General features: G+C 61.4%; 15 protein-coding genes. 5 read left to right on the forward strand and 10 right to left on the reverse strand.

Annotation, left to right across the window (positions count from 1 at the left end; genetic code table 11):
- The first annotated feature begins 107 nt into the window (after positions 1 to 107).
- The 3 genes from ACA062_RS18810 (at position 108) to ACA062_RS18820 (ending at position 2,347) form a co-directional block, all read left to right on the forward strand.
- The gene (locus tag ACA062_RS18810; RefSeq protein WP_497452448.1) at positions 108 to 1,238 is read left to right on the forward strand and encodes a helix-turn-helix transcriptional regulator; all 1,131 of its coding nucleotides are present in this window, start codon (positions 108 to 110) and stop codon (positions 1,236 to 1,238) included.
- An 86-nt stretch (positions 1,239 to 1,324) separates the two neighbouring features.
- Entirely contained in the window at positions 1,325 to 1,873 is a 549-nt protein-coding gene (gene nudE / locus ACA062_RS18815; protein WP_497452449.1) for an ADP compounds hydrolase NudE, read from the forward strand.
- Positions 1,874 to 2,179: 306 nt separating this feature from the next.
- Positions 2,180 to 2,347, forward strand: a complete 168-nt coding sequence (locus ACA062_RS18820) for a hypothetical protein (RefSeq protein WP_497452450.1) — start codon at positions 2,180 to 2,182, stop codon at positions 2,345 to 2,347.
- A gap of 52 nt (positions 2,348 to 2,399) precedes the next feature.
- Here the strand turns inward: ACA062_RS18820 and dmpG are convergent, their stop codons facing one another.
- Genes dmpG through ACA062_RS18840 form a run of 4 tightly spaced genes read right to left on the reverse strand, consistent with a single transcriptional unit; the run spans position 2,400 to position 6,006 of the window.
- Positions 2,400 to 3,434 (reverse strand): 4-hydroxy-2-oxovalerate aldolase, encoded by a 1,035-nt coding sequence (gene dmpG, locus ACA062_RS18825; RefSeq protein ID WP_497452451.1) that lies wholly within the window; start codon positions 3,432 to 3,434, stop codon positions 2,400 to 2,402.
- Positions 3,435 to 3,447: 13 nt separating this feature from the next.
- The gene (locus ACA062_RS18830) at positions 3,448 to 4,356 is read right to left on the reverse strand and encodes an acetaldehyde dehydrogenase (acetylating) (protein ID WP_497452452.1); all 909 of its coding nucleotides are present in this window, start codon (positions 4,354 to 4,356) and stop codon (positions 3,448 to 3,450) included.
- Positions 4,357 to 4,375: 19 nt separating this feature from the next.
- Positions 4,376 to 5,167, reverse strand: coding sequence for a fumarylacetoacetate hydrolase family protein (locus ACA062_RS18835; protein ID WP_497452453.1), 792 nt, complete (start codon positions 5,165 to 5,167; stop codon positions 4,376 to 4,378).
- Positions 5,164 to 6,006 carry an alpha/beta fold hydrolase gene (locus ACA062_RS18840; protein WP_497452454.1) on the reverse strand — a complete coding sequence of 281 codons (843 nt, stop codon included), beginning with the start codon at positions 6,004 to 6,006 and terminating at the stop codon, positions 5,164 to 5,166. Before ACA062_RS18840 ends, ACA062_RS18835 begins: the two co-directional genes overlap by 4 nt.
- Positions 6,007 to 6,222: 216 nt before the next feature.
- On the opposite strand from ACA062_RS18840, the gene ACA062_RS18845 reads away from it, so the two are divergent.
- Together ACA062_RS18845 and ACA062_RS18850 are read left to right on the forward strand one after the other, a co-directional pair.
- On the forward strand, positions 6,223 to 6,996 hold the full coding sequence (locus ACA062_RS18845) for an SDR family oxidoreductase (protein WP_497452455.1): 774 nt from the start codon (positions 6,223 to 6,225) through the stop codon (positions 6,994 to 6,996).
- A gap of 30 nt (positions 6,997 to 7,026) precedes the next feature.
- Entirely contained in the window at positions 7,027 to 7,524 is a 498-nt protein-coding gene (locus ACA062_RS18850; RefSeq protein WP_497452456.1) for an SRPBCC family protein, read from the forward strand.
- A 135-nt stretch (positions 7,525 to 7,659) separates the two neighbouring features.
- Here ACA062_RS18850 and ACA062_RS18855 read toward each other — a convergent pair whose 3' ends face one another.
- From ACA062_RS18855 to ACA062_RS18880, 6 genes are read right to left on the reverse strand one after another with little or no spacing between them, the layout of a single operon-like run.
- Entirely contained in the window at positions 7,660 to 8,058 is a 399-nt protein-coding gene (locus ACA062_RS18855; RefSeq protein WP_497452457.1) for a steroid Delta-isomerase, read from the reverse strand.
- Positions 8,059 to 9,261, reverse strand: coding sequence for an acetyl-CoA C-acyltransferase (locus ACA062_RS18860; RefSeq protein WP_497452458.1), 1,203 nt, complete (start codon positions 9,259 to 9,261; stop codon positions 8,059 to 8,061).
- 31 nt (positions 9,262 to 9,292) lie between these two features.
- Positions 9,293 to 9,751, reverse strand: coding sequence for a MaoC family dehydratase (locus tag ACA062_RS18865; RefSeq protein ID WP_497452459.1), 459 nt, complete (start codon positions 9,749 to 9,751; stop codon positions 9,293 to 9,295).
- 2 nt (positions 9,752 to 9,753) lie between these two features.
- Positions 9,754 to 10,536, reverse strand: coding sequence for an SDR family oxidoreductase (locus tag ACA062_RS18870; RefSeq protein WP_497452460.1), 783 nt, complete (start codon positions 10,534 to 10,536; stop codon positions 9,754 to 9,756).
- A 15-nt stretch (positions 10,537 to 10,551) separates the two neighbouring features.
- Positions 10,552 to 11,745, reverse strand: a complete 1,194-nt coding sequence (locus ACA062_RS18875; protein WP_497452461.1) for an acyl-CoA dehydrogenase family protein — start codon at positions 11,743 to 11,745, stop codon at positions 10,552 to 10,554.
- Positions 11,742 to 12,914, reverse strand: coding sequence for an acyl-CoA dehydrogenase family protein (locus tag ACA062_RS18880; RefSeq protein ID WP_497452462.1), 1,173 nt, complete (start codon positions 12,912 to 12,914; stop codon positions 11,742 to 11,744). Before ACA062_RS18880 ends, ACA062_RS18875 begins: the two co-directional genes overlap by 4 nt.
- Positions 12,915 to 13,016 lie beyond the last annotated feature (102 nt).

Raw genomic sequence — 13,016 nt, forward strand, 5'->3', positions numbered from 1 at the left:
CTGACCGGCAGCCGCCCGTCAGGCCTTGAGCCCGAGCGTTGCAAGGAGTCGATATCGGCGCTTATTCTCGGCCACCGCCAACGCTAATAATAAGAACGGTTTTCCCTATGCAGCAGAGCCTCAGCCTCGATACGTTCAGTGATTTACTCGGCAACCTCTATCAAGGGCCGCTGGAAACCATTCCCTGGGCGACCTTTCTCAACCAGCTCAACGTGTATCTGGAAAGCAAGTATGTGACCTTCATCCTGCGTCCGCCCAGCGCGCATGTGGATGGCTTGATGGTCAACACCACCGGCACCTCGACCGAGGCGACCGCGTCGTACAACAAACACTTTTTCAGCCTCGACCCGTTTGTCGATTTGCCCAACCGCCAGGTGGTGACCCTGGCCGAGTTCGTCTCCAACGACGATTGGCAGCACTCGGAGTTCTACAAGAATTTCCTCGAGCCGGTGGACGTGTTCCACATCCTCGGCGCCGACATCAATACCTGCGACGGCGCCCAATGCCGCATCCGTATCAGTCGCGGGCGTGACGACAAAGCCTTCGGCAACGAAGAAAAAGCCTTGCTCACGCACTTCATTCCGCACCTGGAACGCTCGATCAGGATCCACATGCAGCTCAATCGCATCGAAGCCGAGCGCAACCTTTACGCCGGTGCGGTCAATCAGATGGCGGTCGGCACGATCATCCTCGACGAGGCCGGCAAAGTGCTGCAAACCAACCAGGTCGCCGATCGGCTGATCCAGGAAAAGGACGGCATCAAACTGGTCAACGACGGCCTGCAAGTCGGCACGGCACGTGATACTCAAGAGTTTCGGCGGTTGGTGAAACAATCGCTGCTCTCGCAAAAAAGCAGCAACCCGTCGGTGGTCGAAGCCCTGCGCGTGCAACGACCGTCCGGGCGGGCAGACTTGGGGATCATCGTGCGCTCGGTGCCGTTGTCCGACTGGAGCGAAGGCAAGCAATGCCCCACCGTGGTGATTTTCATCAGCGACCCGGAGCAACAATCCACCGCGCCACAGGAAATCGTCCGCGCCCTGTTCGACTTCACCCCGGCGGAAACGCAACTGGCGATGTTGTTGGCCAATGGTTTGACCCTCGACGAAGCCTCAGAAGAACTGGGCATCAGCCGCAACACCTCGCGGGCGCACCTGCGGTCGACCTTCTCCAAGACCGGCGTGACCCGCCAGACCATGCTCGTGCGCCTGATCCTGCGCAGCGTGGCGACCCTCGGTTAGCGTTCAACTTCCGCCCTCGTCCGCTCGGACGATGGCGGCCATCCCGGCACGGCGCACAGTGGTTTATCCCAACCAGGGGCCTGACCATGCGCAACTGTCCAACCATCCTCAAGACTGAATTGCTGGCTGAAAGCGGCTATTTTCAGATCGAAGCCTTGCACCTGCAATTCAGCAACGGCCAGCAGCGGGTTTACGAACGCCTGCGCGGCACCGGTTATCGCTCGGTGATGGTGGTGGCGATGCCCGATCCGTTGCATGTTTTGCTGGTCCGGGAATACGCAGTCGGTGTCGAAAAGACCGTACTCGGCCTGCCCAAGGGCGGCGCGGAACCCCACGAAGACTATCTGCAAGCCGCGCAACGCGAGCTCAGCGAAGAAGTCGGGCTGCGCGCCGCACGCCTCAGTGAACTGGGTGAGCTGACCTTGGCGCCGGGCCACCTCTGCCATCGCTACCGCGTCGTTCTGGCCGAACAATTGAGCCCCTGCCAACTCGAAGGCGATGAGCCCGAACCTCTGGAATGCCTGCGCATACCCCTGACGCAAATCCCCGACCTGGTTGCCCGCGGCGAACTCAACGAAGCCCGGGCCATCGCCGCCCTGTTCATGGCCATGAGCGCCATTGCCCGGCGCGGCTGATACCACAAGAAATTGAAGTCGCCCACAAATGCCGTGACCGGCACACCATCCCTGTGGCAGCGAGCCTGCTCGCGAAGAGGCCGGCACATTCACCATCGATATTGCCTGATACTCCGCCATCGCGAGCAGGCTCGCTCCCACAAGGGATTGAGGTCGCCCACAGATGCTGACTCTGCTACACCAGGCCCGCTCCCACAGGGTTTTGTGCAGGTTCGAATTTATCGGGTAGTCCATTCAGACGAAGTCACGCTCCGTCAGACGCAATACCGTGCCTCTACAACAATAAAATCCGTGTCGAGGCTCGCTATGCGTAAAGCCACCTGTGCCCTGTTCATCATCGTCTGCGCCGGCAGCACCACCGGCCTGTGTCAGATGTTCAAGAATGAAGCCTACCGACCGAACGCTGCGTATTTCAGTTGTTCGAGCACGGCGCTTAACTGTTATCCACCCCTGGTGCGCAACCTGCTCCCATAAAAAAACCACCGGCCCTGCAAGCAAGGCCGATGGTTTCTGTGCTGCCGCCGGATCAGGTCGGCAACACCCCGCGCGAACGTGACAGGGTCAGCGCCAGGTCTTCAATCATGTCCTCCTGACCGCCCACCGTACCGCGCCGCCCCAACTCCACCAAAAGCTCCCGGGCAGCAATGCCGTACTTCTGCTCGGCACGCTTGGCAAACAACAGAAACGAACTGTAGACCCCGGCGTAACCCAGCGTCAGCGCATCGCGGTCCAGACGGATCGGTTGATCCATCATCGGCACCACCAGGTCCTCGGCCACGTCCATGATCCGGTACAAGTCGATGCCACTGTTGACGCCCATCCGCTCCAGCACCGCGACAAACACCTCTAGCGGCGTGTTGCCCGCGCCCGCCCCCAAACCGGCAACCGAACCGTCGATACGCGCAGCGCCCGCATCGATCGCCGCCAGGGAATTGGCAATCGCCATGCCCATGTTGTGGTGACCGTGAAAGCCGACTTCGGTCCCGGCACTCAGCCCAGCACGCAACGCAGAGATTTTCTCGCTGACTTCATCAGGCAGCATGTAGCCGGCGGAGTCGGTGCAGTAGATGCAATTGGCCCCGTAGCTTTCCATCAACCGCGCCTGCTCCAGCAGTTTCTCCGCGCTCACCATGTGCGCCATCATCAGGAACCCGACCGTATCCAGGCCCATTTTCGCCGACATGCCGATGTGCTGGCCGGAGACATCCGCCTCGGTGCAGTGAGTGGCCACACGAATGGTCGACACCCCATGCTCATGGGCCATTCGCAAATGATCCAGGGTGCCGATGCCCGGCAACAACAACGCCGAGACCTTGGCCTGCTTCATTCGCGGGATCACCGCGGCGAAATATTCCTCGTCGCTGTGGGCGGGAAAACCGTAGTTCAGCGACGCACCACCGAGGCCATCGCCGTGGGTGATTTCGATCAGTGGCACGCCGGCCGCATCCAGACCGGTTGCAACCGAGATCATCTGCTCCAGACTGATTTGATGCTGTTTGGCATGCATGCCGTCGCGCAGGCTCATGTCATGCAGACGGACGCTCTTACCTTGCAAATTCATGGCAAATCTCCACTCAACGGACGGGCAGTTGCAGGGTGCCCTTGTGGGCTTCTTCGGCAAACATTTCGGCAGTGCGTAAACCGGCGGCCGTCATGATGTCGAGGTTGCCGGCGGACTTGGGCAGGAAGTCGCCAAGGCCTTCGACCTCAATGAAAATCGACACCTTGCGGCCATCGAACACCGGGCCGTTGATCAGCTTGTAGCCGAGCACATAGCGCTGCACTTCATGGACCATCTGCAACACCGACGTGCGAATAGCATCCTGGTCCGGCTCGTCATCGGTCAGGCAGTGAATGGTGTCGCGCATCATCAGCGGCGGCTCGGCCGGGTTGATGACGATGATCGCCTTGCCGCGTCGGGCGCCGCCGATCTGCTCGACCGCGCCCGCGGTGGTGCGGGTGAATTCATCGATGTTCTGCCGCGTGCCCGGGCCGACCGAACCGGAGGACACGGTGGCGACGATTTCGCCATAACTCACTGACTGCACGCGCGACACTGCCGCGACCATCGGAATCGTCGCCTGGCCACCGCAAGTGACCATGTTCACGTTCATCGCCAGGCTTGAAGCGTGTTCCTTGAGGTTCACCGGTGGCACGCAGAACGGGCCGATGGCCGCCGGCGTGAGGTCGATCATGATCACCCCGAGCTCATTGAGTTTGCGGCTGTTTTGCGCATGCACGTAAGCCGAAGTGGCATCGAAGGCGATCCGAATATCATCGTCGAGCACATGCGGCAGCAGCCCGTCGACGCCTTCAGCGGTGGTTTTCATGCCCATCTCGCGCGCGCGTTTGAGCCCCTCGGATTCAGGATCGACGCCGACCATCCACACCGGCTCGATCCATTCCGATCGGCACATTTTCATCAGCAAATCAGTGCCAATATTGCCCGGGCCGATAATGGCCGCTCTGAGTTTCTTGCTCATCCGGTTAATACCCCACAAGTCAGGCGCAGAAAGACACCCGGGCACTGCCCAGGCCATCGATAGTCAGGGAAAAACGGTCGCCGGCACGCGCAGGTTCCAGCGGCACCAGGGAGCCGGAGAGAATAATTTCCCCAGCTTTGAACGGAATGCCATAGGCGCCGAGGGTGTTGGCCAGCCAGGCCACGGCGGTCAGCGGATTGCCCTGCACCGCCGAGCCCAGGCCTTCGCTGAGTGGCTCGCCATTCTTGGCCACGCGCATACGCAGGTTGGGCAAATCCAGCGTCCGCGGATCGACCTGAACATCGCCTAACACGAACACGCCGCAAGAGGCGTTGTCGGCAACGGTGTCCTGGATGCGGATGTTCCAATCATGAATCCGCGAGTCGACGATCTCAAAGCACGGCATCACATAGTCAGTCGCTTCCAGCACATCGGCTTCAGTAATACCGGGGCCGACCAGGTCGTGCTTGAGCTTGAAGGCTATCTCGCCCTCGGCGCGCGGCTGGATCAGCTTGTTGGCCGACAGGGATATTTGCGCGTCATTGGTGAATGACATCTGCCGCGTGATGAAACCGAAATCCGGCTGATGCACGTTAAGCATTTGCTGGACCGCAGCCGAGGTCACGCCGATTTTCTTGCCGACAATCTCGTCCCCGGCAGCCACCCGGCGTTCGATGCCGTAGAGCGAAATCTGGTAGGCGTCCTCGATGCTGATCGCCGGCCAGCGTTCGGTCAGCGGTGCCAGAGTGGTGCCGCTCAGCAGCGCCTGATAAAGCTCTTCGCCGAATTCACGGCGCAGTTGCACGCTCATCGGTGAGCCTCCTCAAGGAACGCCAGGCATTCACGGTTGAACAGCGCACGGTGCTCGACCTGAACCCAGTGCCCGCATTCGCTGAGCAGGACAAAACGAATCTGGCGGCAGTGCTGCATCATCGTGTGTGCGCCCGAGGCCGGGCAGAATTTGTCGTTCATGCCCCAGAAACCAAGGATCGGACACTGCAACTCGCCGAGGCGGGAAGTCATGTTCGGCACTTGCATGGTCGACAGCACGCAGACCGGCTGCTGTTGCACCACCGCCACCCGTTCATTGACCGTCTCGTCGCTGATCAAGGTTTCGTCGAACAATTGCAGTGCAAGCAACCGGCGCATTCCGCCCGCGTCTTGCAATTCACCCTTGGCGAAGGCCGCGCCCATTTTCTGGATGCCTTCCATCTGCTGGTAATATTGTTCTTTTTCCATCAGGCCGCCGGGGGCCATCAGCACCAGTCGGCTGAACCGCTGCGGCTGGTCGAGGGCCAGTTTGATCGCAATGGCGCCGCCCAGAGAATTGCCGACCAACACGCAACGCTGGATATCCAGTGCGTCGAGCAAAGCGCTCAAGGCTTCGACAAAGAAGTTCAGGGTATAGAGCGTGTCGGGCTTGTCCGACGCGCCGTAACCCGGCAGGTCCGGGACGATGGTGCGGTAGCCGGCCGCGGCGAACACCGGGTAATTCTGCTTGAAGTTGCTGTGACCGCTGGCGCCTGGCCCGCTGCCGTGGATGAAGATCACCGGCTCGCCCGCGCCGATGTCTTGCCCGCCGATGTCTTGATAGTGCAGCTGCAAACCCTGCGGCAGCGTAACGAAGTGCCCTTGCGCTGATGCGCCCATAAGGTGTCCTCCCGGCCTGTTGTTGTCGCCGGATTATTCCGAGGGCCCGGGCAAACAACATCGTCCGACAGGACTACGCCCTTGCCTGGCCCGCTTTAAGGCGTCAATGCAGCGGGGAACTTAAATGAGAACGCCCCTTAGTCTTTTCGGACGTTGGCCTGTGGGTGCCACGCACCTAGCATCGGCAGCATTCCCGAGCGACAGAACGAGGCAACCATGCTTAATCCGATGGACTTTCGCGGCAAAGTGGTACTGGTCACCGGCGGTGGCAAAGGGGTCGGTCGCGGCATCAGCCAGCGCTTTCTCGATTGCGGCGCCGAGGTGGTGATCTGTGGGCGCGAAGCACCGCAAACCCTGCCGGCAAGCGCCGACCGCGAAGCGCTGTTTCTGCCTTGCGACCTGCGGGATGTCGAACAGTCCGGGCGCTTGATCGACAGCATCGTCGAGCGCTTCGGCCGTCTCGATGTGCTGGTCAACAACGCCGGTGGATCACCCAATGCCGAGGCTGCCAGCGCCTCGCCGCGTTTCAGCGAGGCAATCATTCGCCTGAACCTGTTGGCGCCGCTGAACCTGTGTCAGCAGGCCAATCAGGTGATGCAGACACAGGCCGACGGTGGCACGATCATCAATATTTGCAGCGTCAGCGCGACCCGCCCCTCTCCCGGCACCGCCGCTTATGGCGCGGCGAAGGCCGGGCTGCTGAACCTCACTACCTCACTGGCGGTGGAATGGGCGCCCAAGGTCCGGGTCAACGCCGTGACCGCCGGGCTGATTCTCACTGAGCAAGCGGCCCTGCATTATGGCGATCTGGCGGGCATCGCCCGGGTGGCGGCGACTGTCCCTTTGCAACGGCTGGCAAACCCTGAAGACATCGGCGATACCTGTCTGTACCTGGCATCAACGCTGGCACGTTATGTCAGCGGTGCGGACATTACCGTGCACGGCGGCGGCGAACGCCCGGCCTTTCTCGACGCGGCCCAATCCCATTAACCAACCTCTTTGAAGAATAGGAGTTCCACTATGCCTGCGATTGCCAGTCACAGCGTGCTGCTCGACCTCACTCCGTCGGCCGCCTGGGCCAAACTGCGCGACCTTAGCCTCGCACCGCATTACGTGCTGGGGCTGACCGATTGCCAGTTTCACCCCGGACCGCGCGAGGGGCTCGGCGCCAGTCGCCGGGTGTTTCGCAAGGGTGGTCAGTGGCTGGATGAGAGCGTGGTGCAATGGCAGGACGGTGTCGGTTTTGTGTTGATTTTGCACAAGGCCAGCGCCGGCGCGCCCTTCCCGTTTCGCGAGGCAAGCTTCAGCTACGCCTTGCAAGCCGAGGGCGACGCGACACGCATGACCACGCGCATGAGCTACAGCCTGCGCGGTGGCAAGCTGGTGGAAACATTGCTGGCCAAGGCATTCAACAACATCGTGCGTGAGATCGCCGAGAACCTCAAGGCTTACTACGAAAGCGGGCAGACGCAGAATCGCGACTTGCTCCCCGACAGACCTCAGGAACGGGCCCTGTAGCAGCTGGCGAAGCCTACGAAACCTGTGGGAGCGAGCTTGCTCGCGAAAGCGGTGTGTCAGGCGACCCTTTCGTCGACTGATACGCCCTCATCGCGAGCAAGCTCGCTCCCAAAGGTTTTGCAGGCCAGGCAGATGCTAGAGGTTTGGTGTTTGGCCTTCGGCGGTCAGGTTTACCTCACTCCAATAGGCTTTCATCGAGCGAATCCTGCCGTCTGCATCGAACTCCATCACGTCGATCACATGAATCGAGCAGGGTTGCCCGGCCCACTCGATGTCGACGCGAAACGGCATCGCCCCGCACCCATTGAGCGTTGCCCGCACCGGGCCGGTCAGGACTGCCGAGACTTTGCTTGCGCCCAGCCCTTCACGATAGAAGCGTTCGATGGCGGCAAGACCTTGAATCGCCGGTTTGCCGACCGGGTCTTCGATCACCGCGTCCCGACTATAGAGTGCAATGATCGCTTCGATATCACCGGTATCCACCAACTCCACATAACGCGCCATGGTCGCCTGGACCTGTTGTGGACTGATCATTCAGACCACCTCGAACAAGGCAGCGGCACCCATGCCACCGCCAATGCACATACTCACTACCACGTATCGCAAACCACGGCGCTGCCCTTCAACCAAAGCATGGCCGACCATCCGCGCGCCTGACATGCCAAACGGATGCCCGATGGAAATCGCACCGCCGTTGACGTTCAGGCGTTCGGCGGGAATGCCCAGCGTGTCGCGGCAATACAGCACCTGACAGGCGAACGCTTCGTTCAGCTCCCAGAGACCGATGTGATCCACGGTCAGGCCATGGCGTTTGAGCAGTTTCGGAATCGCGTAGACCGGACCGATGCCCATCTCATCGGAATTGCAGCCAGCGACCGCCATCCCGCGATAAATCCCCAGCGGTTCCAGGCCGCGTTTTTCGGCCAGTTTGGCGCTCATCAAGACCGAGGCCGACGCGCCGTCGGACAATTGCGAGGCATTGCCGGCCGTGATGAAGCGGCCCTTGTCGCTCCACTGACCGCCCGGCCACACCGGTTCCAGCGCATTCAGGATTTCGCGCGTGGTGTCGATGCGATTGCATTCGTCGCGCAGCAAAGTGACGGATTCGTAGCGGGTTTCGCCGCTGGCTTTGTCGACGATCATCTTGCGGCTGGTCAGCGGCGCGAGTTCCCGGTCGAATAACCCGGCGCTTTGCGCCAGGGCGGTGCGCACTTGGCTCTGATAGCTGTATTCGTCCTGCTCCTGACGGGAAATGCCGTAGCGGGCGGAAACGATTTCGGCCGTTTCGATCATCGGAATGTAGGCATGCGGATCAAGATCGAGCACCGCACCGGACTGATTGCGGTAAAGGTTTTTGTGCTTGTTCTGCACCAGGGAAATCGACTCCAGGCCACCGGCCACGGCGATGTCGATTTCGTCGCACATGATGCCTTTGGCGGCCATGGCAATGCTCATCAGCCCCGATGCACATTGGCGTTCGACGGCCATCCCGGCAACTGAAGTCGGCAAGCCGCTGGCAATCGCACAGAGACGACCCAGGTTATAGGACTGCGTGCCTTGCTGTGCCGCAACACCGATGATCACGTCGTCCACTTCGCCCGGCTCGATTCCGGCGCGGCGCACGGCCTCGCGCACCACATGGCCGCCAAGCTGCGGGGCTTCCGTGTCATTGAACGCCCCGCGAAAGGCTTTGCCGATCGGCGTGCGAGCGGTAGAAACAATGACGGCTTCTTTCATGCTGGATTCCTCGAATGTTCTGTTGATTGGCTCAGGCGGGGTAGTAACGGCTGATGGTGTCGACCACACAGCCAGGACGGTCCTCGCCGTCGATTTCGACGCTGACACGAATGGTCGCCTGAACGCCGCCCTTGACCTCCTCGACGGACGTCAACTGCGCACTGCCGCGCACCCGCGAACCGACGCGCACCACTGATGGAAAGCGCACCCGTTCGCAGCCGTAATTGACGCCCATGGCAATACCGCGTACCTCGACGATTTGCGGCAAAAACAGATTGACCAGCGACAGGCTCAAATAACCGTGGGCGATGCAGGCGCCAAAAGGGCCGCGGGCAGCCTTGACCGGATCGACATGAATCCACTGATGATCACCGGTCGCCTCGGCAAACTGGTCGATGCGGTCCTGCTCCAGAGTCAGCCAGTTGCTGACGCCGAGGGCCTGGTCGATGGCTTCGAACAAGGCCTGCGGCGTGTCAAAAATGCGCGGCATGTTCATGCCCTCTGGCTGGAGACCGACAGCACTTCGCCGGTCATGTAGGAGCTATAGTCGCTGGCCAGAAACATCATCACGTTGGCCACTTCCCAGACTTCGGCGGCGCGGCCAAACGCTTCGTTGGCGGCGAGTTGATCGAGCACCGCTTGCGGCGCGGACTTGCGCAGGAAATCGTGCAACGCAATGCTCGGGCTGACAGCGTTGATGCGAACCCCGTAATCGGCGGCCTCGACCGCTGCGCAGCGGGTCAACGCCATGACACCGGCCTTCGCGGCAGCGTAATGCGACTGCTCTTTCTGCGCCCGCCATCCCAGCACCGAAGCATTGTTGACGATGACCCCGGCGCGCCGTTCGATCATCCTCGGCAGCATGGCGCGGGTCATGCGCATGGTGCCGGTGAGCGTCACATCGAGGACCCGGTTCCACTCCTCGTCCGTCATCTCCACCAGCAACCGCGAACCGCCAAGACCGGCGTTATTGATCAGCACATCGACGCCTTGCAAATCACGCTCGGCGCAGACAATCAGTTGCTGCACCTGCGCCTCGTCAGCGACATTGCAGACTTGCCCGAAAACCTGCTGCAAACCCGTGGTTTCGCGGATTTTCAACACCGCTTCTGCCAACCGGCCTTCGTGGATATCGCTGATCATCAAGGCGCGACAGCCTTCCTCGGCGGCACGTATCGCAGCAGAAAACCCGATACCGGCACCCGCCGCGGCCGTGATCAGCACCGACTTGCCGCGCAACAGGCCGTGGCCTTCAACATAGTGAGGAACAGACATGGAAAACTCCTTGGTTCAGGTGCGGGGACGCGGCTCTTTGGGCATGCCCAAAGCGCGCTCGGCGATGATGTTGCGCTGGATCTCGTTGCTGCCGCCGTAGAGGGTGTCGGCGCGGCTGAACAGGTACAGCGACTGCAATCGGGTGAGTTGATAAGGCGCGGCTTCCAGCAATTCCGCCTCGGGGCCGAGCACATCCATCGCCAGCTTGCCGAGGCTGACGTGCCAGGTGGACCAGAACAGCTTGTAGATGGTCGCCTCCTTGCGCAGCGAACCGCCCTGAACACCGGAGAGCATGCGCAGCGAGTTGTAGCGCATGATCCGCAGCCCGCTCCAGGCCTCGGCCAGGCGCTGGCGCAGGATCGGATCACGGTAAGCACCATTGGCCCTGGCGATGGCGATGATTTCGTTCAGTTCGTTGTGAAACTGCATCTGCTGCCCCAGCGTCGACACTCCACGCTCAAAGCCCAACAGCGCCATGGCAATCTTCCAGCCCTCGCCCGGCGCGCCGACAATGTTCGCCGCGTCGGTGCGCGCATTGTCGAAGAACACTTCGTTGAACTCCGACGTGCCGGTCAGTTGTTCGATCGGGCGCACGGTAATCCCGGCCTGAGCCATGGGCACCAGCAGGAACGACAAACCGCGATGGCCGACACTGCCGGGTTCGGTGCGGGCGATCACAAAGCACCAGTCCGACTCATGGGCCAGCGAGGTCCAGACCTTCTGACCGTTGATCACCCAACTACCGCTGGCGTCATCCAGCACTGCACGGGTCTTGACGTTGGCCAGGTCTGAACCAGCCCCGGGTTCGGAATAGCCCTGGCACCAGAACTCGGTGCCGCTGACGATGCCCGGCAGAAAACGTCGTTGCTGGTCTGCGTTACCGAAAGCGGCGATGGTCGGTCCTGCAAGCCCTTCACCGATATGCCCCATGCGACCGGGGCCTCCCGCGCGGGCGTATTCTTCGTGGAAAATCACCTGCCGGGTGATCGACAGACCGCGTCCGCCATGCTCCGGCGACCACCCCACACAGGTCCAGCCACCCTCGGCGAGTTTGCGTTCCCAGGCTTTGCGTTCTTCGGGAAACATATGCTCATCACCGGGGCCGCCGCGAAAACGCAGCGGCTCGAATTCCCCACACAGGTTCGCGCTCAACCAGTCGGCAACTTGCTGACGGAAGAACTCGTCCTGCTCACTAAAACTGATTTTCATGGCTGCTCTCCAAGAATCGCCACGGCAATGCGCTCACGATGCCAGGCAGGCAGCCCGAGGAAGCTTTCACTGGCTCGGGCACGCTTGAAGTAGAGGTGCGGGTCATATTCCCACGTAAAACCGACGCCGCCGTGCAACTGGATCGACTCGGACGCGCAATGAAAATAGGTTTCCGAGCACTGCGCCTTGGCCAGCGCCGCCGCCAGTGGCAGCTCGGCGGCCACCTGGGGATCGCCCTGCGGATCGAGCGCTTCCTGTGCCACGCAGGCCGCGTAATAGCTGGCCGAACGTGCGCATTCCACTTGCAGCATCATGTCGGCGGCGCGGTGTTTGAGTGCCTGGAAGCTGGCAATCGGTCGACCGAACTGCTGGCGTTCCTGCATGTAGGCCACGCTCAGGTCGAGCACCTGCTGCGCACCACCGGTCTGTTCCGCAGCCAGGCCGATGCACGCCAGTTGCAGGACCCGCTCCAACGGCGGCCAGCCCGCGCCGAACTCGCCGAGCAGGCAATCAGCGTCGAGGTATAGATCCTTGAGCTGAATCTGTGCCTGACGACGGGTCTGATCCATGGTGGGCAACATCTGACGCGCGATCCCGGCACGGCTCGCGTCCACGGCGAACAGGCTAATGCCATCCTCGCCGATTGTTCCGGGAACCCGTGCGGCAATGATCAGGAGGTCGGCACTGTGCCCGTCGAGCACATGCTTGAGTGTGCCGTCGAGCACAAAACCTTCGCCTTCGGCCACCGCCGTTGCCTGGACATCACGGGCCGTCCAGCCGCTGGCACTGCTGAAGGCCAGCGTCGCCATCAGGCTGCCGTCTGCAATCGACGGCAACCAACGTTGCTTTTGAACATCGTTGGCGGCCAGCAACAACGCCGGCGTGGCCATGCACGCGGTAGCGAAGAACGGCGAGCACAGCAAGCGCCGGCCCATCTGTTCCAGCAAAATCGACAGTTCGACAAAGCCCAGCCCGAGGCCGCCGTAGGCTTCGGGAATATGAATCGCCGGCCAGTACATTTCGCGGCAGAGACGCTGCCAGAGCGCCTCGTCAAAACCTCGCTCGCTGATCATCGCCGCTCGCACGGCGGTAGAATCCGAGACATCGGCGAGAAAGCCCTCGGCCGATGCTCGGATCATTTCCTGTTCGTCGCTGAATGCAAACTCCATCGCGGCGCCTTCTGCTCGTTTGGTGGGACGCGCATGAAGCGATATCCCTCTGGCCTACGAGTTTGGTGCCAGGGGCAAAAGACAGAATCGTCAGGGCTGCCT

This window comes from Pseudomonas sp. LBUM1679 (assembly GCF_059695565.1).

What these genes read in the sequence shown, in the direction of transcription:
- ACA062_RS18830 (WP_497452452.1), bottom strand. Translation starts at nt 4,356, where the DNA reads ATGAGCAAGAAACTCAGAGCGGCCATTATCGGCCCGGGCAATATTGGC.
- ACA062_RS18860 (WP_497452458.1), bottom strand. Translation starts at nt 9,261, where the DNA reads ATGAAAGAAGCCGTCATTGTTTCTACCGCTCGCACGCCGATCGGCAAA.
- ACA062_RS18855 (WP_497452457.1), bottom strand. Translation starts at nt 8,058, where the DNA reads ATGATCAGTCCACAACAGGTCCAGGCGACCATGGCGCGTTATGTGGAG.
- ACA062_RS18880 (WP_497452462.1), bottom strand. Translation starts at nt 12,914, where the DNA reads ATGGAGTTTGCATTCAGCGACGAACAGGAAATGATCCGAGCATCGGCC.
- dmpG (WP_497452451.1), bottom strand. Translation starts at nt 3,434, where the DNA reads ATGAATTTGCAAGGTAAGAGCGTCCGTCTGCATGACATGAGCCTGCGC.
- ACA062_RS18875 (WP_497452461.1), bottom strand. Translation starts at nt 11,745, where the DNA reads ATGAAAATCAGTTTTAGTGAGCAGGACGAGTTCTTCCGTCAGCAAGTT.
- ACA062_RS18845 (WP_497452455.1), top strand. Translation starts at nt 6,223, where the DNA reads ATGCTTAATCCGATGGACTTTCGCGGCAAAGTGGTACTGGTCACCGGC.
- ACA062_RS18820 (WP_497452450.1), top strand. Translation starts at nt 2,180, where the DNA reads ATGCGTAAAGCCACCTGTGCCCTGTTCATCATCGTCTGCGCCGGCAGC.
- ACA062_RS18810 (WP_497452448.1), top strand. Translation starts at nt 108, where the DNA reads ATGCAGCAGAGCCTCAGCCTCGATACGTTCAGTGATTTACTCGGCAAC.
- ACA062_RS18870 (WP_497452460.1), bottom strand. Translation starts at nt 10,536, where the DNA reads ATGTCTGTTCCTCACTATGTTGAAGGCCACGGCCTGTTGCGCGGCAAG.
- ACA062_RS18835 (WP_497452453.1), bottom strand. Translation starts at nt 5,167, where the DNA reads ATGAGCGTGCAACTGCGCCGTGAATTCGGCGAAGAGCTTTATCAGGCG.
- ACA062_RS18865 (WP_497452459.1), bottom strand. Translation starts at nt 9,751, where the DNA reads ATGCCGCGCATTTTTGACACGCCGCAGGCCTTGTTCGAAGCCATCGAC.
- ACA062_RS18850 (WP_497452456.1), top strand. Translation starts at nt 7,027, where the DNA reads ATGCCTGCGATTGCCAGTCACAGCGTGCTGCTCGACCTCACTCCGTCG.
- nudE (WP_497452449.1), top strand. Translation starts at nt 1,325, where the DNA reads ATGCGCAACTGTCCAACCATCCTCAAGACTGAATTGCTGGCTGAAAGC.
- ACA062_RS18840 (WP_497452454.1), bottom strand. Translation starts at nt 6,006, where the DNA reads ATGGGCGCATCAGCGCAAGGGCACTTCGTTACGCTGCCGCAGGGTTTG.